Genomic DNA, 20,899 nt, shown 5'->3' on the forward strand with positions numbered 1-20,899 from the left:
CCTCACCCCTCACCCTAACCCTCTCCCCAAAGGGGAGAGGGAACTTGAACACCCTCGCCCCTTTGGGGAGAGGGCCGGGGTGAGGGGGACCCAGCCCGCACCCCACCCCACTCTGTGATAAACTTCGTGCAATTCCTTTTGATTGCACGAGTATCTGATGAAACGTGAACTTGCTATCGAGTTTTCCCGCGTAACCGAAGCTGCCGCCCTGGCAGGCTATAAGTGGCTTGGCCGTGGCGACAAAAATACCGCTGACGGCGCAGCCGTCCACGCCATGCGCATCATGCTTAACCAGGTCAACATCGACGGCACCATCGTGATTGGCGAAGGTGAAATCGACGAAGCGCCAATGCTCTATATCGGCGAGAAAGTCGGGACCGGCAAAGGCGATGCGGTGGATATCGCCGTGGATCCGATTGAAGGCACCCGCATGACCGCCATGGGCCAGGCTAATGCGCTGGCAGTGCTGGCCGTGGGCGATAAAGGCACCTTCCTCAACGCGCCGGATATGTATATGGAAAAGCTGATTGTCGGCCCTGGCGCAAAAGGGGTTATCGACCTCAATCTGCCGCTGGCGGATAACCTGCGTAACATCGCCGCCGCGCTCAATAAACCGCTGAGCGAACTGACGGTCACTATCCTGGCTAAACCGCGCCACGATGGGGTGATTGCCCAGATGCAGCAGCTCGGCGTGCGCGTCTTCGCCATCCCCGACGGCGACGTGGCGGCCTCCATTCTTACCTGCATGCCGGACAGCGAAGTCGACGTGCTGTACGGCATCGGCGGCGCACCGGAAGGGGTGGTCTCTGCCGCGGTGATCCGCGCCCTCGACGGGGATATGCACGGGCGTCTGCTGGCGCGCCATGACGTGAAAGGCGACAGCGAAGAGAACCGCCGTATCGGCGAGCAGGAGCTGGCCCGCTGTGCGGCAATGGGGATTGCAGCCAACACCGTGCTGCGTCTGGACGATATGGCCCGCAACGATAACGTCATCTTCTCCGCCACCGGGATCACCAAAGGCGATCTGCTGGACGGCATCAGCCGCAAAGGCAACATGGCGACCACCGAAACGCTGCTGATCCGGGGTAAATCACGCACCATTCGCCGCATCCAGTCAATTCACTATCTGGACCGCAAAGATCCCGACGTGCAGACCCACATTCTGTAAAACCGTTTGATCAATTGAGCTTTCCGGCCCGCCCGGGCTGGAAATCTCCCCTCCAGGAAAGGAAGATAGATCCCGACATAAGCACAGGAGAACATCATGGCTGACTGGGTAACAGGCAAAGTTAAAAAGGTAGAATTCTGGACCGATGCACTATTTAGTCTCACCGTTCATGCGCCCATCCACCCCTTCACGGCGGGGCAGTTTGCCAAGCTGGGGCTGGAGATCGACGGCGAACGCGTGCAGCGCGCCTACTCCTATGTCAACGCGCCGGATAACCCGGATCTCGAGTTCTATCTTGTCACCGTCCCCGACGGCAAACTCAGCCCGCGTCTGGCGGCACTAAAACCCGACGATGAGATCCAGATTGTCAGCGAAGCCGCTGGCTTCTTCGTGCTGGATGAAGTACCCGACTGCGAAACGCTGTGGATGCTGGCGACCGGTACCGCCATCGGCCCTTACCTGTCGATCCTGCAGTATGGGCAAGACCTCGACCGCTTCAAGAATATCGTGCTGGTGCATGCCGCGCGCTATGCCGCAGACCTGAGCTACCTGCCGCTGATGCAGGAGCTGCAGAAGCGCTATGAAGGGAAAGTGAAAATCCAGACGGTAGTGAGCCGTGAAACGGTAGCGGGGTCACTCAACGGGCGCGTCCCGGCCCTGATTGAAAATGGCGAACTGGAAGCCGCCGTAGGTCTGAAAATGGATGCAGCCACCAGCCATGTGATGCTGTGCGGTAACCCGCAGATGGTGCGCGACACCCAGCAGCTGCTGAAAGAGACCCGGCAGATGACCAAACATTTACGCCGTCGGCCGGGCCATATGACCGCAGAGCACTACTGGTAATCAGCGGTACTTCACGTCGATCGTATCTTTACCGTATTTATTCTCGCCCTGGGTGCCAACGAACGCGCCCAGGTCGACAATCATCATCACAAAAATAACGGTGGGGATCAGCCTGCCAACCACCCACGGCAGCATGGAAGGGAGCATCGACCAGTTGCCAGCCAGCAGCATCCACGCCAGCACCACCAGCAGCGCCCACAGCCCTGAACGCCCACGATCGTGCAGACGTTTCACTAACACCGCTGCGGTCGGCCACAGCAGCGACACCAGCGCGAAGGCCGCCGTCTGGGTGCTCAGCCACGCGTTATTGGCAAAAATAAACAGAGCCAGCATGGCGACAATCCATACACCAATCCAGATCCAGAAATCACGGCGTCCAATACGCCCTTTGAATGCAAACAACCACTGCTGTATGGTCATGTCAGGTTCCTTAAAATCATTGCGGAGCGTAGTTTACCCTGGAGTCGCATCCTTTTGACAAGCCAGCCGGATCCCGTTTTAATCGTGGGCAGTAACATTCAGAGACTTTATTGATGAAGATGTGGCGTCACCTTATTTGGCTGGGTTTAACACTGTTAAGTGCGAGCTTTTCTCTGCGTGCTGCTGAGACCTCCGCACCGGCTACCGCACCCTACGTGATGCCGGGCGCGCCGACGTTCGATCAGTCCATTAGCCTGTTCCGTGAAGCCTTTAATCAGGATAATCCAACCCTGCCGCTCAGTGAGTTTCGCTCCATCGACGGCGCGCGCGATACCCCGAACCTGACCCGGGCTGCCAGCAAAATTAATGAGAATCTGTACGCCTCCACGGCGCTGGAGCGTGGAACCCTCAAAATTAAGAGTATGCAGATCACCTGGCTGCCGATTCAGGGGCCGGAACAGAAAGCCGCCAAAGCGAAAGCGCTGGAGTATATGAGCGCAATTTTGCGGGCGTTTACTCCGGCGCTGACCAAATCCCAGAGCCAGCAAAAACTGCAAAAGCTGCTTACCGCCGGTAAAAACAAACGCTACTACGCCGAAACGGAAGGCGCGGTTCGCTATGTGGTGGCAGATAACGGCGAAAAGGGGCTGACCTTCGCTGTTGAACCGATTAAGCTGGCGTTATCTGAGACTCTTGGCGGCTCGAATTAATGACAAAAAGCAAAGCCTTTCGAGGGAAAATCTCTATACTGATTCACAGACCATGCTGCCCAATCGGGTGGCCATATTCCTTAATTCGCTCTTGAGCGTGGAGAATTGAAATGCGACATCCTTTAGTGATGGGTAACTGGAAACTGAACGGCAGCCGCCACATGGTAAACGAACTGGTAGCTAACCTGCGTAAAGAGCTGGCTGGCGTGACTGGCTGTGCTGTTGCTATCGCTCCGCCGGACATGTACCTGGATATGGCTAAGAAAGCGGCTGACGGCAGCCACATCGTTCTGGGTGCTCAGAACGTTGACGTTAACCTGTCTGGCGCGTTCACCGGTGAAACCTCCGCTGAAATGCTGAAAGATATCGGCGCGAAATACATCATCATCGGCCACTCTGAGCGTCGCACCTATCACAAAGAGTCCGACGAGTTCATCGCTAAGAAATTCGCGGTGCTGAAAGAGCAGGGTCTGATCCCGGTTCTGTGCATCGGTGAAACCGAAGCAGAAAACGAAGCGGGCAAAACTGAAGAAGTGTGCGCACGTCAGATCGACGCAGTGCTGACCACTCAGGGCGCGGCAGCGTTTGAAGGCGCGGTCATCGCTTACGAGCCAGTATGGGCGATCGGTACCGGCAAATCTGCAACCCCAGCACAGGCTCAGGCCGTTCACAAATTCATCCGTGACCACATTGCGAAAGCAGACGCGAAAGTTGCTGAGCAAGTGATCATCCAGTACGGCGGTTCCGTAAACGCAGCGAACGCCGCAGAGCTGTTCACCCAGCCGGACATCGACGGCGCGCTGGTTGGCGGCGCATCCCTGAAAGCAGACGCTTTCGCGGTGATCGTTAAAGCAGCAGAAGCCGCTAAAAAGGCGTAATTGCCTTTGTGGCGGGTGGCGCTTCGCTAACCCGCCCTACGGTTCTGTAGGCCCGGTAAGCGCCAGCGCCACCGGGCTTTTTTACAGCCGTCCCAACATGCTAAACCACAGATAATCCAGCGGCAGCAGCACCAGATACGTTGCCACCGCCAGCGCCAGACAGAGCAGCATCCCCGCCCGCGCAGGCACCCTTCCCAGCCCCATCGCCACCACAATCGGCGACGCCTGATACGGCAGCAGCGGCGTGGAATACCCCAGCACCTGAATCATGATCACCGATAATAACGGAAAGCCGGTGGCATCCGAGAAGCTTTGCGCCAGCGTGGTGTACAGGGCCGGCACGCCGTTGGCAGTCATGATGAAGTTCAGCGCGGTGGTGATGCCGGTCAGCGCGAGGAAACTGGTGAACGGCGCGTCGGCATCCAGCGGCATCACCCGCATCAACGCCTCACCCACGGCATTGCCAATCCCGGTCTGCGTCACGGTGATCGCCAGCCCCAGAATGCCCGCCACGTAGATACAGGTGCGCATATTCACCCCGGCCGAGAACTCCTCCCCGGTAATAAAACCCACGCGCGGCAGCATCACCACAATCGACGCCGCAAGCCCCGTCCACGCCGGGCCGATGCCGTGCCAGCTTTCGGTCATCCACATCACCAGCACCACCGCCAGCAGCCAGGCGAGGCGTTTTTCGTCGCGGCCCATGGGCTCCGACGGAGTCAGATCCTGCGCCGGTTTGGGCTCACCGGGGAACAGCCAGCAAATCAGGCCGATCAGAATCAGGCCCTTGAGGATCCCCAGCACCGGGGTATGCAGCAGCAGGTACGGAACATAGTTGAGATGGATCCCGTATGAGCCTTCCGCCGCCCCGCTCATCACCAGATTGGGCACGTTGGCAGGCAGGATAGTGGCCGACAGCTGGAAGGTGCCAAACCCCACCGCCAGCGCCAGGCCGAACCATGCCCGGGAGCCGTCGGCAATGCCCGCCCGCTTCGCCATCGCCGCCACAATGGGCATCAGAAGGGCAATACGCCCCATGTTGGAAGGCATAACAAACGCCAGCGCATAGGTGAGCAGCACCACGCTTGCCACCATCAGCGGCCAGGAGTCGGTCAGCCTGGAGGATAATGCCCGCGCCGCCCTGTCCGCCAGCCCGGTTTTGCGGATCGCCACGCCCAGCACAAACCCGCTGAATACCAGCCAGAACGCCGACGACGCAAAACCGCCGAAGATCACCTCCGGCGGCGCAATTCTGGCGATCATCGCCGCGGTAAAAAACAGCAGCGCGGTGATAAATTCCGGCAGCAGCGAGGTGGCCCAGAGCACAATAGTGACGCCGACGATCAGCGAGGGCAGAAACAGCGGATGAGTTAACCAGAGCGACATACCTGTCTCCTGTAGAATTTTTCAGCAAGTCTACGGCGACAGGCAGGGCGAGTAAACGCTATTTATGGTGGGGTCAATTCAGGATATCGCATTGATGATCCTGCAATTCCTCAGCAGATGCGCGGTTAAGCGTCAGCAGATTTCGCTCGGTTGCCAGCAGCACAAACGACCCGTCGGACTGCTGCGCCATCGCCAGCGCAAAACGCCCCATATGGTCGCGCGCTTCCGGCAGCTCTTCTGCCAGCATCATAAACGGACTGCGCTTCACCAGCTCAGCCTCCGTTACCCGACGCGCCAGATACTCATGCCCTTCCAGCCCGCCGGGGAACGGCAGCCACTGGGTGCTGATTTGGCCCTGATTCGCATTGAGCTTCTCGCGCACGTCCGGGTGCAGGCAGGAGATGTGGATATGAAAATGGTTTTGCGTGCGCCCGGTCGGGGAGTTGATGGTCAGCGAAACCGCGCTGTCAGGCACGCTGCTCCCCCGCTTCATGCTCATAAAGTTGCGCGACTGCCACGCCAGCCAGAAGAAATTCGGCGTATGAGCCTCGATCAGAAGCGGGCTTTCGGTACCGTTGATGCGGTACGTTGGCATCAGCAGATACTGCAGCGGCCCGTTGCGGTCTTTAAACACCACATATCCCGCATCCGTCTTAACCTGCGCGCAGGGTGCCGGGTTACGGTTTTGCATCTGATTGGGCACACACTGGTCAAGAACAATATGCCGTAGCGCATTTGGGTTACCCGTTTTCATCCACAGCCAGCCGCCCGCAGCGAGTACGATGATAACCAGCACCAGCACGATTATTTTTTTCACAGCGCGTTACCTGTATCCATTTGAAGTGAAAGAGTAACGCATAAAGATGACCAAATAAAAAACCCGGCGGATTTCTCGCACCGGGTCACCGTGTCGTTCTTTAAGAGACGATTAACGCTGGTTGATCTGATCGAAGGTGCCGCCATTCGAGAAGTGATCTTTCTGCGCTTTCGTCCAGCCGCCGAAGACCTGATCGATAGTGAACAGCTTCAGTTTCGGGAACGCGTTCTCATATTTCTTCGCCACCGCCTCATCACGAGGACGGTAGAAGTTCTTCGCGGCGATCTCCTGGCCTTCCGGGGTGTAAAGGTACTTCAGGTAGGCTTCAGCCACGGCCTGGGTGCCTTTCTTGTCCACTACTTTGTCGACAACGGAGACGGTTGGCTCAGCCAGAATGGATTCGCTTGGAGTGACGATTTCAAACTTGTCTTTGCCCAGCTCGTTGGTTGCCAGCAGCGCTTCGTTTTCCCACGCAATCAGCACATCGCCAATGCCGCGTTCAACGAAGGTGTTAGTCGCGCCGCGCGCACCGGAATCCAGCACTTCGACGTTCTTAAACAGCGCTTTTACGAACTCCTGAGCCTTGGCCTGATCCCCATTGTTATGGTGCAGGGCGTAACCCCATGCCGCCAGATAGTTCCAGCGTGCGCCGCCAGAGCTTTTTGGGTTCGGGGTGATGACCGACACGCCCGGCTTAACCAGATCGTTCCAGTCATGGATCTGTTTCGGGTTGCCTTTGCGCACCAGGAACACGATGGTGGAGGTATAAGGTGCAGAGTTGTCCGGCAGGCGTTTGATCCAGTTTTTATCGATACGGCCGCGTTCTGCAATGGCATCCACGTCATACGCCAGCGCCAGGGTCACGACGTCGGCTTCGATACCGTTAATCACCGAGGTCGCCTGCTTGCCGGAGCCGCCGTGAGACTGGCGGATCACGACGTTATCGCCGGTTTCCTGTTTCCAGTGTGCGGCGAACGCTTTGTTGTACTGGTCGTACAGCTCACGCGTCGGATCGTAAGACACGTTCAGTAACTGGATATCCTTTGCCAGAACGCTGGTCGATGCCAGCAATAAAGTTAACCCCACGCCCCATTTGTTCATCGTCCAACTCTCTTAATGTTGTGTTTGATGAATGCAGCGTGCCAGAAAGCAAACCAATGATTAAAGAATAAAAAAAGATTGGCTATAACTTGCGGGAATAAAAAGCAGTATTGTGCACAGAAAAAAGCCCGGTGGCGCACAGCGATCCGGGCCTACGAACCCTGCTTTTGTAGGCCGGGTAAGGCGCAGCCGCCACCCGGCAACAAGAGGCTGATTAGTAAAGCTTTTTCGCGCAGTCTAGCCAGTCACCTTTGAACGGACGCTTCATGTTTTCGATAGCGTCGATGATGTCATGGTGAACCAGTTTTTCGTTCTGAATACCGACGCAACGACCGCCGAAGCCCTGCTGCAGCAGCTCAATCGCGTAGGCACCCATACGGGAAGCCAGGATACGGTCGTAAGGACCCGGTGAGCCGCCGCGCTGGATGTGGCCGAGAACGGTAGCGCGGGTTTCGCGTTTGGTTTCGGTTTCGATGTACTTCGCCAGCTCGTCCACGTCGCAGATGTGCTCGGTGATGGCAACGATAGCGTGTTTCTTACCTTTGGCGATACCGGCTTTGATTTCTGCCACCAGGTCTTCACGGCTGAATTCCACTTCCGGAACCACCACGAACTCACAGCCACCAGCAATGGCTGCCGCCAGGGTCAGGTCGCCACAGTAGCGGCCCATTACTTCAACGATAGAGATACGCTGGTGAGAAGAAGAGGTGTCGCGCAGACGGTCAATCGCTTCAACAACGGTACCCAGCGCAGTGAAGTAACCGATGGTGTAGTCGGTACCTTTGATGTCGTTGTCGATGGTGCCTGGCAGACCGATGCACGGGAAGCCCATTTCAGTCAGGCGTTTTGCACCCATGTAGGAGCCGTCGCCGCCGATAACAACCAGCGCGTCCAGACCACGTTTTTTCATGTTCTCGATAGCCACTTCACGGATGCGCTCGTCGCGGAATTCCGGGAAGCGTGCGGAGCCCAGGAAGGTGCCGCCACGGTTAATCATGTCGGAAACACTGTAGCGGTCGAGCTGCACCATACGATCTTCATACAGGCCCAGATAACCGTCATAGATACCAAAAACTTCCAGACCTTCCGTCAACGCAGCACGAACCACGCCACGAATTGCTGCGTTCATGCCGGGCGCATCACCGCCGCTTGTCAACACACCGATTTTCTTAATCATGACTACCTCTGAACTTAGGAATGCAAAAATGAAATCTGTTGCCGGAAGACGTCTATCGACCAACGAATACTGCAAATAGTATATCAACCACTTCCAGCTGAATTGATTCAGGTCAGACCAAATGGCGGTTATTTTTCCACAAAATGCTGCCCTGGTTCACTTTTTTACAACGAATTACGAAAGCTCAAAATGTCCATTGCCTGGCTTAGGTACGACTGAGCAGGGATCCTGGTGAATAATGACGTCTGACCCCGGGAAACGCTGCAAAATCGCCTGCTCAACCTGTTCAGCCACCAGATGTGCCTGAACGAGCGGCAGGTTATCTTCCATTTCTAAATGAATCTGAATAAAGCGGGTCGGCCCTGACTGCCGCGTGCGAAGATCGTGAGCGCCACTGACGCCTGGCCAGGAGGTCACAATTTCAAAGATATCATGCCGTTCTGCGTCTGGCAGTGCGCGATCGAGCAGCGATTGCACCGCATCGTACCCCATACGTAACGCACTGTATAAAATATAGAATCCAATCCCTAACGCAAACAGCGCATCGGCCCGGTGCCAGCCATACCAGGCCAGACCGAGCGCAATAAGAATCGCGCCGTTCATCATAACATCAGACTGATAATGAAGCATATCCGCCCGTACCGCCTGACTTTGGGTTTTGCGTACCACCCAGCGCTGGAACGTTACCAGAACTAATGTGCTTATAAGTGCAATTATTGTCACCACTACGCCAACGCCGGGATCTTTCATTGGCGACGGGGTATACAGGTGCTGAATACCGGTCAAAAAGAGAAACAGCGCCGAACCGGAGATAAACATACTTTGCGCCAGCGCCGCCAGCGACTCCGCTTTGCCATGGCCAAAGGTATGCTCTTCATCTGCCGGCTGCAGAGAGTAGCGCACCACCCAGAGGTTAGTGACCGAGGCGGCAATATCCACCAGGGAGTCGACCAGCGCCGCCAGAATACTGACCGAACCGGTATACCACCACGCGAAGATTTTAATCACTAACAGGCACGACGCCATGATCGTCGCGGCGATTGCGGCCCGGCTGACCAGCCGTCCATAGGATTGATTCATAAACACTCCTGTCATGCTATGCCGCTAGTATAACGGATGCAGGGGAGTCAATAAGATGAATAAAGGGTTAACGCATTTTAATGATGGGCAAAAAAAACCCCCTCATCATGAGGGGGAAGACAGGGATGGTGTCTATGGCAAGGAAAACAGGGTCTACTGGTTACTACGGGTATTGCTACTAAAAAGCGTCGATTCGGCGTTCTTCTGCATCCGTGCAACCTCGCGCAACTGATCCATACGTTGCTGGTGTTTCTGGTTCAAAACCGCTTGCTGCTCTGGCGTTAGCAGGTGAAACATCTGGTTGCGGACCCGTGCCATCTCGACCTGGCGGGCAACCTGTTCCTGCGCCATCTTATCTGCCTGAGCGCGTACAGCGTTTTCGTCAAAATTTTCTGCGGTGACAAGGCGATGCATTGTCTCCATTTCGCTAACATTAACAGGGGGCTGGTCATGCCGGGCCCGCTGCATCAGATCTCGCATCTGTTGACGCTGATGTTCGGTTAAACTTATGCCGTCAAACATATGGCCCTGGCCGCTTTGCTGCGCAATACCCTCTGCTGAGGAACGGTTATCGCCGGTGATAGCTCCAGCAGCCTGGCTAAATGCACTAAACGCCAGCGTTGAGGCCATGACGGCAGCGGTAACTATGCGCATCACTTACTCCCAAAATCTTTCGTGTCGCGATTCAACGAGAGACAGTCTACGATTCAGGCTGCAAACATGCGTCAGGGGGTGTAAAACAACGTAAAGTCATGGATTAGAGAGCCTTGATGACGTAATTTCTGCCTCGGAGGTATTTAAACAATGAATAAAATCCTGTTAGTTGATGATGACCGAGAGCTGACATCCCTTTTAAAGGAGTTGCTCGACATGGAAGGCTTTGACGTGTCGGTTGCCCATGATGGGGAACAGGCGCTGAGTCTACTCGACGATAGCATCGACTTGCTTTTGCTCGACGTCATGATGCCGAAGAAAAACGGTATCGACACCCTTAAAGAGCTACGCCAGACACACCAGACACCTGTCATTATGCTGACCGCACGCGGCAGCGAACTTGACCGCGTACTCGGCCTTGAGCTGGGCGCGGATGACTATCTGCCTAAACCTTTTAACGACCGCGAACTGGTTGCCCGTATTCGTGCGATCCTGCGCCGTTCCCACTGGAGCGAGCAGCAGCAGAACACCGACAACGGCTCACCTACGCTCGAAGTGGACTCCCTGAGCCTGAACCCAGGCCGCCAGGAAGCCAGCTTTGACGGCCAGGCGCTGGAGCTGACCGGCACCGAATTCACCCTGCTCTACCTGCTGGCACAGCATCTCGGCCAGGTGGTATCACGTGAACATCTGAGCCAGGAAGTGCTGGGTAAACGCCTGACGCCGTTCGACCGCGCCATTGATATGCACATTTCCAACCTGCGCCGTAAATTGCCGGAACGCAAAGACGGTCACCCGTGGTTTAAAACCCTGCGTGGACGCGGTTATCTGATGGTTTCCGCTTCATGATAGGCAGCTTAACCGCCCGCATCTTCGCCATTTTCTGGCTGACGCTGGCACTGGTTTTAATGCTGGTTTTGATGTTGCCAAAACTCGACTCACGCCAGATGACGGAGCTCCTTGATAGCGAGCAACGTCAGGGTGTGATGATCGAGCAACACGTAGAAGCAGAGCTGGCCATCGATCCGCCCAATGATTTGATGTGGTGGCGCAGGCTGTTTCGCGCGATTGAAAAATGGGCGCCTCCCGGGCAGCGCCTGCTGCTGGTCACCAGCGAAGGCCGCGTGATTGGTGCGGACCGCAATGAAATGCAGATCATCCGTAACTTCATTGGCCAGGCCGATAACGCCGATCATCCGCAGAAGAAGAAATACGGTCGTGTGGAGATGGTGGGGCCGTTCTCCGTCAATGACGGGGAGGATAATTACCAGCTCTACCTGATTCGCCCGGCGAGCAGTTCCCAGTCCGACTTTATCAACCTGCTGTTCGACCGCCCGCTGTTGCTGCTGATTGTCACAATGCTGGTGAGTTCACCGCTGTTGTTATGGCTCGCCTGGAGTCTGGCGAAGCCGGCTCGCAAACTGAAAAACGCTGCGGATGAAGTGGCGCAGGGCAACCTGCGACAGCATCCTGAGCTGGAAGCCGGGCCGCAGGAGTTCCTGGCGGCGGGTGCCAGCTTTAATCAGATGGTAACGGCGCTGGAGCGGATGATGACCACCCAGCAGCGCCTGCTCTCGGATATCTCCCACGAACTGCGCACTCCGTTAACGCGCCTGCAGCTGGGTACCGCCCTGCTGCGTCGTCGCAGCGGTGAGAGCAAGGAGCTGGAGCGTATCGAAACGGAGGCGCACCGTCTGGACAGCATGATCAACGACCTGCTGGTGATGTCGCGCAATCAGCAGAAAAACGCCCTGGTCAGCGAAAAGGTGAAAGCCAACCACCTGTGGCATGAGGTGCTGGATAACGCGGCATTCGAAGCGGAGCAGATGGGGAAATCCTTCACCGTCAACTTCCCGCCGGGCCCGTGGCCGCTGTACGGTAACCCCAACACGCTGGAAAGCGCGCTGGAGAATATCGTCCGTAACGCCCTGCGCTATTCGCATACCAAAATCGAGGTGGCGTTCTCGGTGGATAAAGACGGCATCACCATTAACGTGGATGACGATGGTCCTGGCGTCAGCCCGGAAGATCGTGAGCAGATTTTCCGTCCGTTCTACCGTACCGACGAAGCCCGCGACCGTGAATCTGGCGGCACCGGGCTGGGTCTGGCGATTGTCGAGACCGCCATGCAGCAGCATCGCGGCTGGGTCAAAGCGGACGACAGCCCGCTGGGGGGATTACGCTTAACCCTCTGGCTGCCGCTCTACAAACGTTCGTAACTGTTGTGCCGGGTGGCGGCTTCGCTTACCCGGCCTGGTTACCCCACAATCTCCGGGAATTGTCTTCAATCTTGTTGCTAAGGCGCCGCTTCTGCATGGTTCGCGTCCAGCTGGTCGACAGGCCCGCCGCAGACAGCAGGCGCTGATACTGTTCGTCGTCAAACGGCATATGCCAGGCGATGGCGCAGGCGTCATGCACCGATACGTCGCTCAGGCGGGAGACGAGCGTCAGCGGCGCATCCGCCGATACCTGCCCTGCCAGCACCACGCGATAGAGCCAGCCGGTTTTCGCCGCGTTCTGCATTTGCGTGGCCATGTCGTTAATGCCGAAATGGAAGTTGAGCTTGAAGCAAGGGGAACGCGGCTGGGTCACCTGGATCAGGGCCTCGCCCCAGCGAAAGATATCGCCGATAAAGACGTTCTTCTCCGTCAGCCCCTCGGTTGACAGGTTTTCGCCAAACGCCGGAGCGACGAACAGATCGGCCTGAGCGGGATATTCGCTCGCCCAGTGCTGATAATGTTCACGCGGATAGTGGCACAGCGCGCGCTCTGGCCCGCCGTGGATTTTCTTTTCCGCCTGCTCATCGCCCGCCAGACCCAGCTCGGTTAACGTCAGTTCGCCATCAACCTGCAGTTTGGCAATCGCGCTCGGGCGGCTACCCTTGTAGTCCCTTATTTTTCCGGTGAATACATTAACGTGATAGTCCATCGCGGCTCCTTGTGCAGATTGTGGGTATAAAAAAAGCGAGTCATCAGACTCGCTTCTCACAGAAGGCTTTGCAACCTTATTTTTTAGCAGCGAAACGTGCCGCAGCTTCGTCCCAGTTTACAACGTCCCAGAAGGCTTTGATGTAGTCCGGGCGACGGTTCTGGAATTTCAGGTAGTAAGCGTGTTCCCACACGTCCAGGCCCACGATTGGGAAACCGGATGCGCCAGAGATCGCTTCGCCCATCAGCGGGGAGTCCTGGTTAGCAGTAGAAACGACCGCCAGCTTGTCGCCTTTCAGAACCAGCCACGCCCAGCCAGAGCCGAAACGGGTAGCAGCCGCTTTTTCGAACTCAGCTTTGAAGTTCTCAACGGAGCCGAAGTCGCGCTCGATAGCGGATTTCAGGTCGCCCTGCAGGGTAGTGCCGGTTTTCAGGCCTTTCCAGAAGAAGCTGTGGTTAGCGTGGCCGCCCGCGTTGTTACGCAGTACGGTTTTCTTGTCAGCTGGCAGTTGATCCAGTTTGGTGATCAGCTCTTCAGCAGACAGGTTGGCGAATTCTGGCAGGCTTTCCAGCGCCGCGTTGGCGTTGTTAACGTAAGTCTGGTGGTGTTTGGTGTGATGGATCTCCATCGTCTGCTTGTCGAAATGCGGCTCAAGGGCGTCGTAAGCGTACGGCAGGGATGGCAGGGTATAGCTCATAATCATCTCCATTATTGTCGGGCGGCAAACGTGTTAATGCCGCGTAAGCAGTTGGTTCATTATAGTTAATTAAATGATATTGAAAATGTTTATCAATGCCGTAGTTTTAATAAGGTTATAACTTTTCGTTATGTCACTGATCTGGCGGGGCGTGTGGAGAACTCAGGGGGTTGGTGAATATTCTATTACGCTGCGTTATGGCTGCGATGACGCCACTGAACCGGCGTCATCCCCACCTCGCGGTTAAACACCACCGAGAAGTAGTTGCTGTCCTCAAAGCCGCACTGCATGGCCACTTCGCTGACCATCAGCTCGGTATGCTGCAGCAGATACTGCGCATGGCAGATGCGCAACTGGCGCAGATAGTGGTTGACCGTCATGCCGGTCTGGGTACGAAACTGCTGGCGCAGGGCGCGCTCGCTGCACTGCTCCTGCTCGCAAAACTTCTCCAGCACAAAGCTGCGGTTCAGGCTGCCGGAAAGGGCGGTGATGAGCTTATCCAGCAGCGCTTCCGGCTCGCTGGCTTCGGGGTTATCCGGGGCGTAGCGGTAGCGCCTGAGCATGATGGTCAGCTGGGCAAACAGCAGTTCCGCCAGTTCAAACGCATGAGGGTCGTCCTTCAGGCTCTCCTGCTCCAGCTGGGCGATGACCTGGCGCACCTGAGCCATGCCGTTGCTGCCGAGCCGCCAGTGCGGCGCGCCACGGGCGTTCAGAAAGCCGGGGATGTTGGCCCCCCAGTCCACGTTGAGCTTCAGCCGGTCGGGGCAGTAGATGATGTTCTGCAGCACCAGATCGTTCACCGAGGCGTAGGAGTGTTTGTCCTCGGCGCGGATATAAAACAGGTCGCCGCGGGTGATGCGATAAGGGCGATCGTTGAGGATATGCAGGCCGTTGCCGCGCCACACCAGCACCAGCTCGCAGAAATCATGGGTGTGTTCGGCAAAGACATTTTGCGGATAGCGGTCCGCCACCGCGACGGCCTGAGCAGCGGATGCAAAAAAATCGGCTCTGCGAAGAATCAACTGTCCTGCCACGTCACAACCTCTACCGGGGAATAACCTGACATTATTACCCGCTTTGCGGCAATAAAACGGTGATTTTCCTCGCGTTACTGAAGGGAGGCATCCCGGCCCTGGCGAATATCGCGCGGCGACCAGTTGAACTCTCGGCGAAACAGCGTCGAAAAGTGGTTACTGTCGCCAAAACCGCAGCGATAAGCGATATCCGTGACGCTGTCATCGGTATGGCGCAGCAAATGGCGGGCTTTGATCAGCCGCAGACGGTTCAGGTAGCGCTGGGGCGTCTGACCGGTGTGCTGCTTCAGCTGACGATGCAGGGTGCGCAGCGACAGCGAGAAGTTATCCGCCAGCGTCTCCCAGCAGACATCTTCCGCATAGTGATCTTCCAGCCAGGCCATCAGCTGATTGAGCCGGGCGTCGTTATTCGCGGCCCCTTCCACCAGACTGCCCCGGCGCAGCAGCACCAGCAGCTGCATAAACAGGATTTCGCGGCTGGCGAGGGCGTGAGTCTCCTGGCCCTCTTCCGACTGCTCCATCTGGCTTACCAGCTGGCGCACCTGTTGCAGCGTGGCCTGGTTCACCCGCCAGTGCGACGGGTAGTGGCCATCCTGCTCCTGAGGCAACAGCTGGTTTAATCCCGACAAAAACTGGAACGCTTCCGGAGAGCGATACAGCACGTTAGTCAGGCACAGGTTGTCGGTATGTTCGTACATGTGCCGGTCGTGATCGCGCACAAAGCACACCGTCCCGCCGCTGATGGTGTACGGCTGCCCGTTAAAGACATGGATGCCCGTCCCGTGCTCCACGATCACAATCTCATGAAAATCATGATGATGTTCCGGAAACGCAGCCTGGGGCAGCCGCGGCTCAATCGCCACAGGCGAGTGGCCTGAAGGGAAAAAATCCACGCTGTGCAGTACGGTCATAACGGGTCACCACCAGATGATAAGAGTTCTCAAAATAGTAATTTAGGGTTCCCCGGCTCACCTTAAATTTTCGACAGCAAATGGCGCAAACCCTGTCGCTTTTTCAAGAAACGGCGGGAAAGATCAGGAAATGCGGACACCGTCACACCACCTGTTTTTGCCGCTAAAAACCGAAATTGTGAACTCTCTCACGTTCATCTTTGAATTCTTGCCAGCGCCTGAAATGCGCTGTCAGTGGCAAGAAGGTCGCTTTCCCTTCCCTTTTTTACACTCACCGGCAATGACTTCAATAAGGATCGGACCATGACTTTCCGCCATTGTGTGGCTGTCGATTTAGGTGCCTCCAGCGGCCGGGTGATGCTGGCAAGCTACCACCGCGAGGAGCGCACGCTTGTGCTTCGCGAAATCCACCGTTTCATTAACTGCCTGCAAAAGCAGGATGGTTTTGACTGCTGGGATATCGACACTCTGGAAGCGGAGATCCGCGCCGGGCTGAATAAGGTATGTGAAGAAGGCATTCGCATCGACAGCATCGGGATTGATACCTGGGGCGTGGATTACGTGCTGCTGGACAGCAACGGCCAGCGCGTGGGCCTGCCGGTCTCCTACCGCGATGACCGCACCGACGGAGTGATGACCCACGCCCTGGAGCAGCTCGGCAAAGCGGAGATCTATGGCCGCAGCGGCATTCAGTTCCTGCCCTTTAATACGCTCTATCAGCTGCGCGCCCTGGTGGAACAGCAGCCGGAGCTGGTGGCGAACGTCGCCCACGCCCTGCTGATCCCGGACTACTTCAGCTACCGCCTCACCGGCCAGATGAACTGGGAATATACCAACGCTACCACCACCCAGCTGGTGAACATCAATTCCGATAACTGGGACGAGAACCTGCTCCGCTGGACCGGCGCGCCGCGCGACTGGTTTGGCACCCCGACCCATCCCGGCAATGTGATTGGTCACTGGATCTGCCCGCAGAAACATGCCATCCCGGTGGTGGCCGTCGCCAGCCACGATACCGCCAGCGCGGTGATTGCCGCGCCGCTGGCCTCAAAGGATGCGGCGTATCTCTCCTCCGGCACCTGGTCGCTGATGGGCTTTGAGAGCAAAACCCCTTATACCAGCGATAGCGCCCTGGCGGCCAACATCACCAACGAGGGCGGCGCAGAGGGTCGCTACCGGGTGCTGAAAAACATTATGGGCCTGTGGCTGCTGCAGCGGGTGCTGAAGGAGCAACGCATCAGCGACCTGGCGACCCTGATTAGCGAGACGGAAGCCCTGCCGGCGTGCCGTTTCCTGATCAACCCCAACGACGACCGCTTTATCAATCCGGCCAACATGAGCGCCGAGATCCAGGCCGCCTGCCGCGACACCGCCCAGCCGGAGCCGGAGAGCGCCGCCGAACTGGCGCGCTGCATCTTCGACAGCCTCGCCCTGCTGTATGCCGAGGTGCTGCACGAGCTGGCAACCCTGCGCGGGAAGCCGTTCAGCGAGCTGCACATTGTCGGCGGCGGCTGCCAGAACCAGCTGCTCAACCAGCTGTGCGCCGACGCCTGCGGCATTCCTGTGTTAGCCGGGCCGGTTGAGGCCTCGACCCTCGGCAATATCGGCATCCAGCTGATGACTCTCGATGAATTGACCAACGTCGACCAGTTCCGCCAGGTGGTGACCGACAACTACGGCCTGACCACCTTTAACCCGAATCCCGATCATGAGATTGCCCGCTACCAGGCGCAGTTTCAGCAACAACGACCGACTAAGGAGCTTTGCGCATGACCACTCAACTTGAACAAGCCTGGGAACTGGCTAAACAGCGTTTCGCCGCCGTGGGCGTGGATGTCGAGGAGGCTCTGCGTCAGCTCGACCGTCTGCCCGTCTCTATGCACTGCTGGCAGGGCGACGACGTCGCCGGTTTTGAGAACCCTGGCGGCGCGCTGACCGGCGGGATCCAGGCCACCGGTAACTATCCGGGCAAGGCGCGTAACGCCGCCGAACTGCGTGCCGATCTGGAGCTGGCCCTGAGCCTGATCCCGGGCCCGAAACGCCTGAACCTGCACGCCATCTATCTGGAGTCCGACGAGCCCGTCGAGCGTAATGCCATCAAGCCGGAACATTTTAAGAACTGGGTTGAATGGGCGAAAACCAAAAAGCTGGGGCTGGATTTTAACCCCTCCTGCTTCTCGCATCCCCTGAGCGCCGACGGGTTCACCCTCGCCCACGCCGATGACGAGATCCGCCAGTTCTGGATTGACCACGTGAAGGCCAGCCGTCGCGTGTCGGCGTACTTTGGTGAGCAGCTGGGCACCCCGTCGGTGATGAACATCTGGATCCCGGACGGAATGAAAGACATTACCGTTGACCGTCTCGCCCCGCGTCAGCGTCTGCTGGCGGCGCTGGATGAAATCATCAGCGAAAAACTCAACCCGGCGCACCACATCGACGCCGTGGAGAGCAAGCTGTTCGGCATTGGCGCCGAAAGCTACACCGTCGGCTCTAACGAGTTCTACATGGGTTACGCCACCAGCCGCCAGACCGCGCTGTGCCTGGATGCGGGTCACTTCCATCCAACCGAAGTGATTTCCGACAAGATCTCCGCCGCGATGCTGTACGTGCCGCACCTGCTGCTGCACGTCAGCCGCCCGGTGCGCTGGGACAGCGACCACGTGGTGCTGCTGGATGACGAAACCCAGGCCATCGCCAGCGAGATTATCCGCCATGACCTGTTCGACCGGGTGCACATCGGCCTCGACTTCTTTGACGCCTCTATCAACCGCATCGCGGCATGGGTTATCGGCACCCGCAACATGAAAAAAGCCCTGCTGCGCGCCCTGCTGGAGCCTACCGCCGAGCTGCGCGCGCTGGAAGCCGCAGGGGATTACACCTCGCGCCTGGCCCTGCTGGAAGAGCAAAAATCACTGCCGTGGCAGGCGGTATGGGAGATGTACTGCCAGCGTAACGATGCCCCGGCGGGCAGCCAGTGGCTGGATAACGTCCGGGCGTACGAGCAGGACGTTCTCAGAATTCGCAAGTAAACAACATTGCCGGGTGGCGCTTCGCTTACCCGGCCTACGTTTAGCTGTAGGCCCGGCAAGCGAAGCGCCGCCGGGCATTTTCAAAGGAAACACAGAATGCAGACCATCACTCAATCCTGGTTCGTCCAGGGCATGATCAAAGCCACCTCCGACGCCTGGCTGAAAGGCTGGGACGAGCGCAACGGCGGCAACCTGACGCTGCGCCTGGATGAAGCGGATATCGCCCCGTTTGAGGCGGATTTCCACGCCAAACCGCGCTACATCGCCCTGAGCCAGCCGATGCCGCTGCTCGCCAACACGCCGTTTATCGTCACCGGTTCCGGCAAATTCTTCCGCAACGTGCAGCTCGACCCCACCGCGAATTTAGGGGTGGTAAAAGTGGACAGCGACGGCGCGGGCTACCACATTCTTTGGGGGCTGACTGACGAAGCGGTACCAACCTCTGAACTGCCGGCCCACTTCCTCTCCCACTGCGAGCGTATCAAGGCCACCAATGGGAAAGATCGCGTGATCATGCACTGTCACGCCACCAACCTGATCGCCCTGACTTTTGTACTGGAGAACAACTCAGACGTCATCACCCGCCAGCTGTGGGAAGGCAGCACCGAGTGTCTGGTGGTGTTCCCGGATGGCGTAGGCATTCTGCCGTGGATGGTGCCGGGTACCGACGAAATCGGCGAAGCCACGGCGGCCGAGATGCAAAAACGCTCCCTGGTGCTGTGGCCGTTCCACGGCGTGTTCGGCAGCGGCCCGACGCTGGATGAGACCTTTGGTCTGATCGACACTGCCGAGAAATCTGCCGAAGTGCTGGTAAAAGTCTATTCGATGGGTGGCATGAAGCAGACCATCACCCGGGAAGAACTGATTGCGCTGGGCAAACGCTTTGGCGTTAACCCTGTGCAGTCAGCGTTAGATCTGTACAAATAAGAACATCGCGCCCCGCTCATCGGGACGGGGCGAACCTACACCTGCAAACCCTACAAAACTCAATTAAGTGGAGTAAAAGCAATGAAAATAAAGACAAGCTTGATCCTCACCGTTGCCGCCCTGGCGTTGTCCGGTTCTGCTTTAGCTGAAGTGAAAATCGCCCTGGTGGCGAAATCGTTAGGTAATGGCTTCTTCGAAGCGGCAAACGTGGGTGCCCAGGAGGCAGCCAAAGAGTTGGGTGATGTAAAAGTGATCTATACCGGCCCGACCACCACCACCGCCGAAGCCCAGATCGAAGTGCTGAACGGGTTGATCGCCCAGGGCGTGGATGCGATCGCGATTTCCGCCAACGATCCTGATGCCGTGGTGCCAGTGCTGAAAAAAGCGATGCAGCGCGGGATCAAAGTGGTGTCGTGGGATTCCGGCGTGGCGAAAGCCGGTCGCCAGATCCACCTCAACCCGTCTAACAATGCGCTGATTGGCGAGACCAACGTCAAGCTGGCAGCCGAGGCGCTGAAAGCGCTGAACGTGGAGAAAGGCGACGTGGCGGTGCTGAGCGCCACGCCAACCTCCACCAACCAGAACACCTGGATTGCCGAGATGAAAAAGGTGCTGCCGCAGTACCCGTCCGTCAATCTGGTGACCGTGGCCTATGGCGACGATCTCTCTGACAAGAGCTACCGCGAAGCGGTGGGCCTGCTGAAAACCTACCCGGACCTGAAAGTGATCGTCTCGCCATCGTCGGTGGGCATCGTGGCGGCGGCGCAGGCGGTGAAAGATCAGGGCAAAATCGGCAAGGTGTACGTCACCGGCTTAGGACTGCCGTCTGAAATGGCCGGCGCGGTGAAATCCGGCGCCAGCAAAAGCTTCGCCATCTGGAACCCGATCGACCTCGGGTATGCCGCTACCTACTTAGCGGATGACCTGGTGAAAGGCACGGCAACCAAAGAGGAAGCCAGCATGGGCAAACTGGGTAAAGTGAAGCTGGATGCCGACGGCAGCGGCGCCATGGCTGAGCCGTTTGTTTACGATGCCAGCAATATTGATAAGTTCTCGAAAATCTTCTAACAACTTCGCCCCTCACCCCGGCCCTCTCCCCATAGTGGAGAGGGTGTAATTGTTCCCTCTCCCCTTTGGGG

21 protein-coding genes are annotated in these 20,899 nt (G+C 57.5%); 10 read left to right on the forward strand and 11 right to left on the reverse strand.

Features of this window, described 5'->3' with window-relative positions; translation table 11 throughout:
- Nucleotides 1–157: 157 nt before the first annotated feature.
- A complete protein-coding gene (gene glpX, locus FFB58_RS20725) occupies nucleotides 158–1,168 on the forward strand; it encodes a class II fructose-bisphosphatase (RefSeq protein WP_138370888.1) in 1,011 nt (336 codons plus the stop codon).
- 96 nt (nucleotides 1,169–1,264) lie between these two features.
- A complete protein-coding gene (fpr, locus tag FFB58_RS20730) occupies nucleotides 1,265–2,011 on the forward strand; it encodes a ferredoxin--NADP(+) reductase (protein ID WP_138370889.1) in 747 nt (248 codons plus the stop codon).
- On the opposite strand, the gene FFB58_RS20735 is transcribed toward fpr, so the two are convergent.
- A complete protein-coding gene (locus tag FFB58_RS20735) occupies nucleotides 2,012–2,431 on the reverse strand; it encodes a DUF805 domain-containing protein (protein ID WP_138370890.1) in 420 nt (139 codons plus the stop codon).
- A 113-nt stretch (nucleotides 2,432–2,544) separates the two neighbouring features.
- On the opposite strand from FFB58_RS20735, the gene FFB58_RS20740 reads away from it, so the two are divergent.
- A complete protein-coding gene (locus FFB58_RS20740) occupies nucleotides 2,545–3,141 on the forward strand; it encodes a DUF1454 family protein (protein ID WP_138370891.1) in 597 nt (198 codons plus the stop codon).
- 110 nt (nucleotides 3,142–3,251) lie between these two features.
- The gene (tpiA, locus tag FFB58_RS20745) at nucleotides 3,252–4,019 is read left to right on the forward strand and encodes a triose-phosphate isomerase (protein WP_039032137.1); all 768 of its coding nucleotides are present in this window, start codon (nucleotides 3,252–3,254) and stop codon (nucleotides 4,017–4,019) included.
- Between the two features lie 81 nt (nucleotides 4,020–4,100).
- On the opposite strand, the gene FFB58_RS20750 is transcribed toward tpiA, so the two are convergent.
- The 6 genes from FFB58_RS20750 to cpxP form a co-directional block, all read right to left on the reverse strand.
- Nucleotides 4,101–5,405 (reverse strand): SLC13 family permease, encoded by a 1,305-nt coding sequence (locus FFB58_RS20750; RefSeq protein ID WP_138370892.1) that lies wholly within the window; start codon nucleotides 5,403–5,405, stop codon nucleotides 4,101–4,103.
- Nucleotides 5,406–5,478: 73 nt separating this feature from the next.
- A complete protein-coding gene (locus FFB58_RS20755) occupies nucleotides 5,479–6,222 on the reverse strand; it encodes a CDP-diacylglycerol diphosphatase (protein ID WP_138370893.1) in 744 nt (247 codons plus the stop codon).
- Between the two features lie 111 nt (nucleotides 6,223–6,333).
- The gene (locus tag FFB58_RS20760; protein WP_138370894.1) at nucleotides 6,334–7,323 is read right to left on the reverse strand and encodes a sulfate ABC transporter substrate-binding protein; all 990 of its coding nucleotides are present in this window, start codon (nucleotides 7,321–7,323) and stop codon (nucleotides 6,334–6,336) included.
- A 214-nt stretch (nucleotides 7,324–7,537) separates the two neighbouring features.
- A complete protein-coding gene (gene pfkA, locus FFB58_RS20765; RefSeq protein WP_039032141.1) occupies nucleotides 7,538–8,500 on the reverse strand; it encodes a 6-phosphofructokinase in 963 nt (320 codons plus the stop codon).
- A 174-nt stretch (nucleotides 8,501–8,674) separates the two neighbouring features.
- Entirely contained in the window at nucleotides 8,675–9,580 is a 906-nt protein-coding gene (gene fieF, locus FFB58_RS20770; RefSeq protein WP_138370895.1) for a CDF family cation-efflux transporter FieF, read from the reverse strand.
- Between the two features lie 153 nt (nucleotides 9,581–9,733).
- Nucleotides 9,734–10,234, reverse strand: coding sequence for a cell-envelope stress modulator CpxP (cpxP, locus tag FFB58_RS20775; protein WP_138370896.1), 501 nt, complete (start codon nucleotides 10,232–10,234; stop codon nucleotides 9,734–9,736).
- Between the two features lie 150 nt (nucleotides 10,235–10,384).
- On the opposite strand from cpxP, the gene cpxR reads away from it, so the two are divergent.
- Nucleotides 10,385–11,083 carry an envelope stress response regulator transcription factor CpxR gene (gene cpxR / locus FFB58_RS20780; RefSeq protein WP_039032144.1) on the forward strand — a complete coding sequence of 233 codons (699 nt, stop codon included), beginning with the start codon at nucleotides 10,385–10,387 and terminating at the stop codon, nucleotides 11,081–11,083.
- Entirely contained in the window at nucleotides 11,080–12,453 is a 1,374-nt protein-coding gene (gene cpxA, locus FFB58_RS20785) for an envelope stress sensor histidine kinase CpxA (RefSeq protein WP_138370897.1), read from the forward strand. The genes cpxR and cpxA overlap by 4 nt, the downstream gene beginning before the upstream one ends.
- Before the next feature lie 25 nt (nucleotides 12,454–12,478).
- Here cpxA and yiiM read toward each other — a convergent pair whose 3' ends face one another.
- From yiiM to rhaS (FFB58_RS20805), 4 genes are all read right to left on the reverse strand, one after another.
- Complete coding sequence (gene yiiM / locus FFB58_RS20790) at nucleotides 12,479–13,162, reverse strand: 6-hydroxyaminopurine reductase (RefSeq protein WP_138370898.1); 684 nt, start codon at nucleotides 13,160–13,162, stop codon at nucleotides 12,479–12,481.
- 76 nt (nucleotides 13,163–13,238) lie between these two features.
- Nucleotides 13,239–13,859 carry a superoxide dismutase [Mn] gene (gene sodA / locus FFB58_RS20795; protein ID WP_039032150.1) on the reverse strand — a complete coding sequence of 207 codons (621 nt, stop codon included), beginning with the start codon at nucleotides 13,857–13,859 and terminating at the stop codon, nucleotides 13,239–13,241.
- 185 nt (nucleotides 13,860–14,044) lie between these two features.
- Nucleotides 14,045–14,893, reverse strand: a complete 849-nt coding sequence (gene rhaR / locus FFB58_RS20800) for an HTH-type transcriptional activator RhaR (RefSeq protein WP_138370899.1) — start codon at nucleotides 14,891–14,893, stop codon at nucleotides 14,045–14,047.
- 74 nt (nucleotides 14,894–14,967) lie between these two features.
- Complete coding sequence (rhaS, locus tag FFB58_RS20805) at nucleotides 14,968–15,804, reverse strand: HTH-type transcriptional activator RhaS (RefSeq protein ID WP_039032152.1); 837 nt, start codon at nucleotides 15,802–15,804, stop codon at nucleotides 14,968–14,970.
- A gap of 303 nt (nucleotides 15,805–16,107) precedes the next feature.
- Between rhaS (FFB58_RS20805) and rhaB the strand changes: the two genes are divergently transcribed.
- From rhaB to rhaS (FFB58_RS20830), 4 genes are all read left to right on the forward strand, one after another.
- Entirely contained in the window at nucleotides 16,108–17,577 is a 1,470-nt protein-coding gene (gene rhaB / locus FFB58_RS20815) for a rhamnulokinase (RefSeq protein ID WP_138370900.1), read from the forward strand.
- On the forward strand, nucleotides 17,574–18,833 hold the full coding sequence (gene rhaA, locus FFB58_RS20820; protein ID WP_138370901.1) for an L-rhamnose isomerase: 1,260 nt from the start codon (nucleotides 17,574–17,576) through the stop codon (nucleotides 18,831–18,833). Before rhaB ends, rhaA begins: the two co-directional genes overlap by 4 nt.
- Nucleotides 18,834–18,929: 96 nt before the next feature.
- Nucleotides 18,930–19,760 carry a rhamnulose-1-phosphate aldolase gene (gene rhaD / locus FFB58_RS20825; RefSeq protein WP_138370902.1) on the forward strand — a complete coding sequence of 277 codons (831 nt, stop codon included), beginning with the start codon at nucleotides 18,930–18,932 and terminating at the stop codon, nucleotides 19,758–19,760.
- 81 nt (nucleotides 19,761–19,841) lie between these two features.
- Nucleotides 19,842–20,828, forward strand: coding sequence for a rhamnose ABC transporter substrate-binding protein (gene rhaS / locus FFB58_RS20830; RefSeq protein ID WP_032615332.1), 987 nt, complete (start codon nucleotides 19,842–19,844; stop codon nucleotides 20,826–20,828).
- Nucleotides 20,829–20,899: the final 71 nt, after the last annotated feature.

Origin of the sequence: Enterobacter sp. MF024 (genome assembly GCF_005843915.1) — a bacterium.
Taxonomy (GTDB): Bacteria; Pseudomonadota; Gammaproteobacteria; order Enterobacterales; family Enterobacteriaceae; genus Enterobacter; species Enterobacter barmai.

Excerpts from the sequence above, each read along its gene's own strand:
- rhaD (WP_138370902.1), top strand. The coding sequence starts at position 18,930 with ATGCAGACCATCACTCAATCCTGGTTCGTCCAGGGCATGATCAAAGCC.
- tpiA (WP_039032137.1), top strand. The coding sequence starts at position 3,252 with ATGCGACATCCTTTAGTGATGGGTAACTGGAAACTGAACGGCAGCCGC.
- FFB58_RS20750 (WP_138370892.1), bottom strand. The coding sequence starts at position 5,405 with ATGTCGCTCTGGTTAACTCATCCGCTGTTTCTGCCCTCGCTGATCGTC.
- rhaS (WP_039032152.1), bottom strand. The coding sequence starts at position 15,804 with ATGACCGTACTGCACAGCGTGGATTTTTTCCCTTCAGGCCACTCGCCT.
- sodA (WP_039032150.1), bottom strand. The coding sequence starts at position 13,859 with ATGAGCTATACCCTGCCATCCCTGCCGTACGCTTACGACGCCCTTGAG.
- FFB58_RS20740 (WP_138370891.1), top strand. The coding sequence starts at position 2,545 with ATGAAGATGTGGCGTCACCTTATTTGGCTGGGTTTAACACTGTTAAGT.
- cpxA (WP_138370897.1), top strand. The coding sequence starts at position 11,080 with ATGATAGGCAGCTTAACCGCCCGCATCTTCGCCATTTTCTGGCTGACG.
- glpX (WP_138370888.1), top strand. The coding sequence starts at position 158 with ATGAAACGTGAACTTGCTATCGAGTTTTCCCGCGTAACCGAAGCTGCC.
- yiiM (WP_138370898.1), bottom strand. The coding sequence starts at position 13,162 with ATGGACTATCACGTTAATGTATTCACCGGAAAAATAAGGGACTACAAG.
- cpxR (WP_039032144.1), top strand. The coding sequence starts at position 10,385 with ATGAATAAAATCCTGTTAGTTGATGATGACCGAGAGCTGACATCCCTT.
- rhaA (WP_138370901.1), top strand. The coding sequence starts at position 17,574 with ATGACCACTCAACTTGAACAAGCCTGGGAACTGGCTAAACAGCGTTTC.
- rhaS (WP_032615332.1), top strand. The coding sequence starts at position 19,842 with ATGAAAATAAAGACAAGCTTGATCCTCACCGTTGCCGCCCTGGCGTTG.
- FFB58_RS20735 (WP_138370890.1), bottom strand. The coding sequence starts at position 2,431 with ATGACCATACAGCAGTGGTTGTTTGCATTCAAAGGGCGTATTGGACGC.
- fieF (WP_138370895.1), bottom strand. The coding sequence starts at position 9,580 with ATGAATCAATCCTATGGACGGCTGGTCAGCCGGGCCGCAATCGCCGCG.
- cpxP (WP_138370896.1), bottom strand. The coding sequence starts at position 10,234 with ATGCGCATAGTTACCGCTGCCGTCATGGCCTCAACGCTGGCGTTTAGT.
- pfkA (WP_039032141.1), bottom strand. The coding sequence starts at position 8,500 with ATGATTAAGAAAATCGGTGTGTTGACAAGCGGCGGTGATGCGCCCGGC.
- rhaB (WP_138370900.1), top strand. The coding sequence starts at position 16,108 with ATGACTTTCCGCCATTGTGTGGCTGTCGATTTAGGTGCCTCCAGCGGC.
- fpr (WP_138370889.1), top strand. The coding sequence starts at position 1,265 with ATGGCTGACTGGGTAACAGGCAAAGTTAAAAAGGTAGAATTCTGGACC.
- FFB58_RS20760 (WP_138370894.1), bottom strand. The coding sequence starts at position 7,323 with ATGAACAAATGGGGCGTGGGGTTAACTTTATTGCTGGCATCGACCAGC.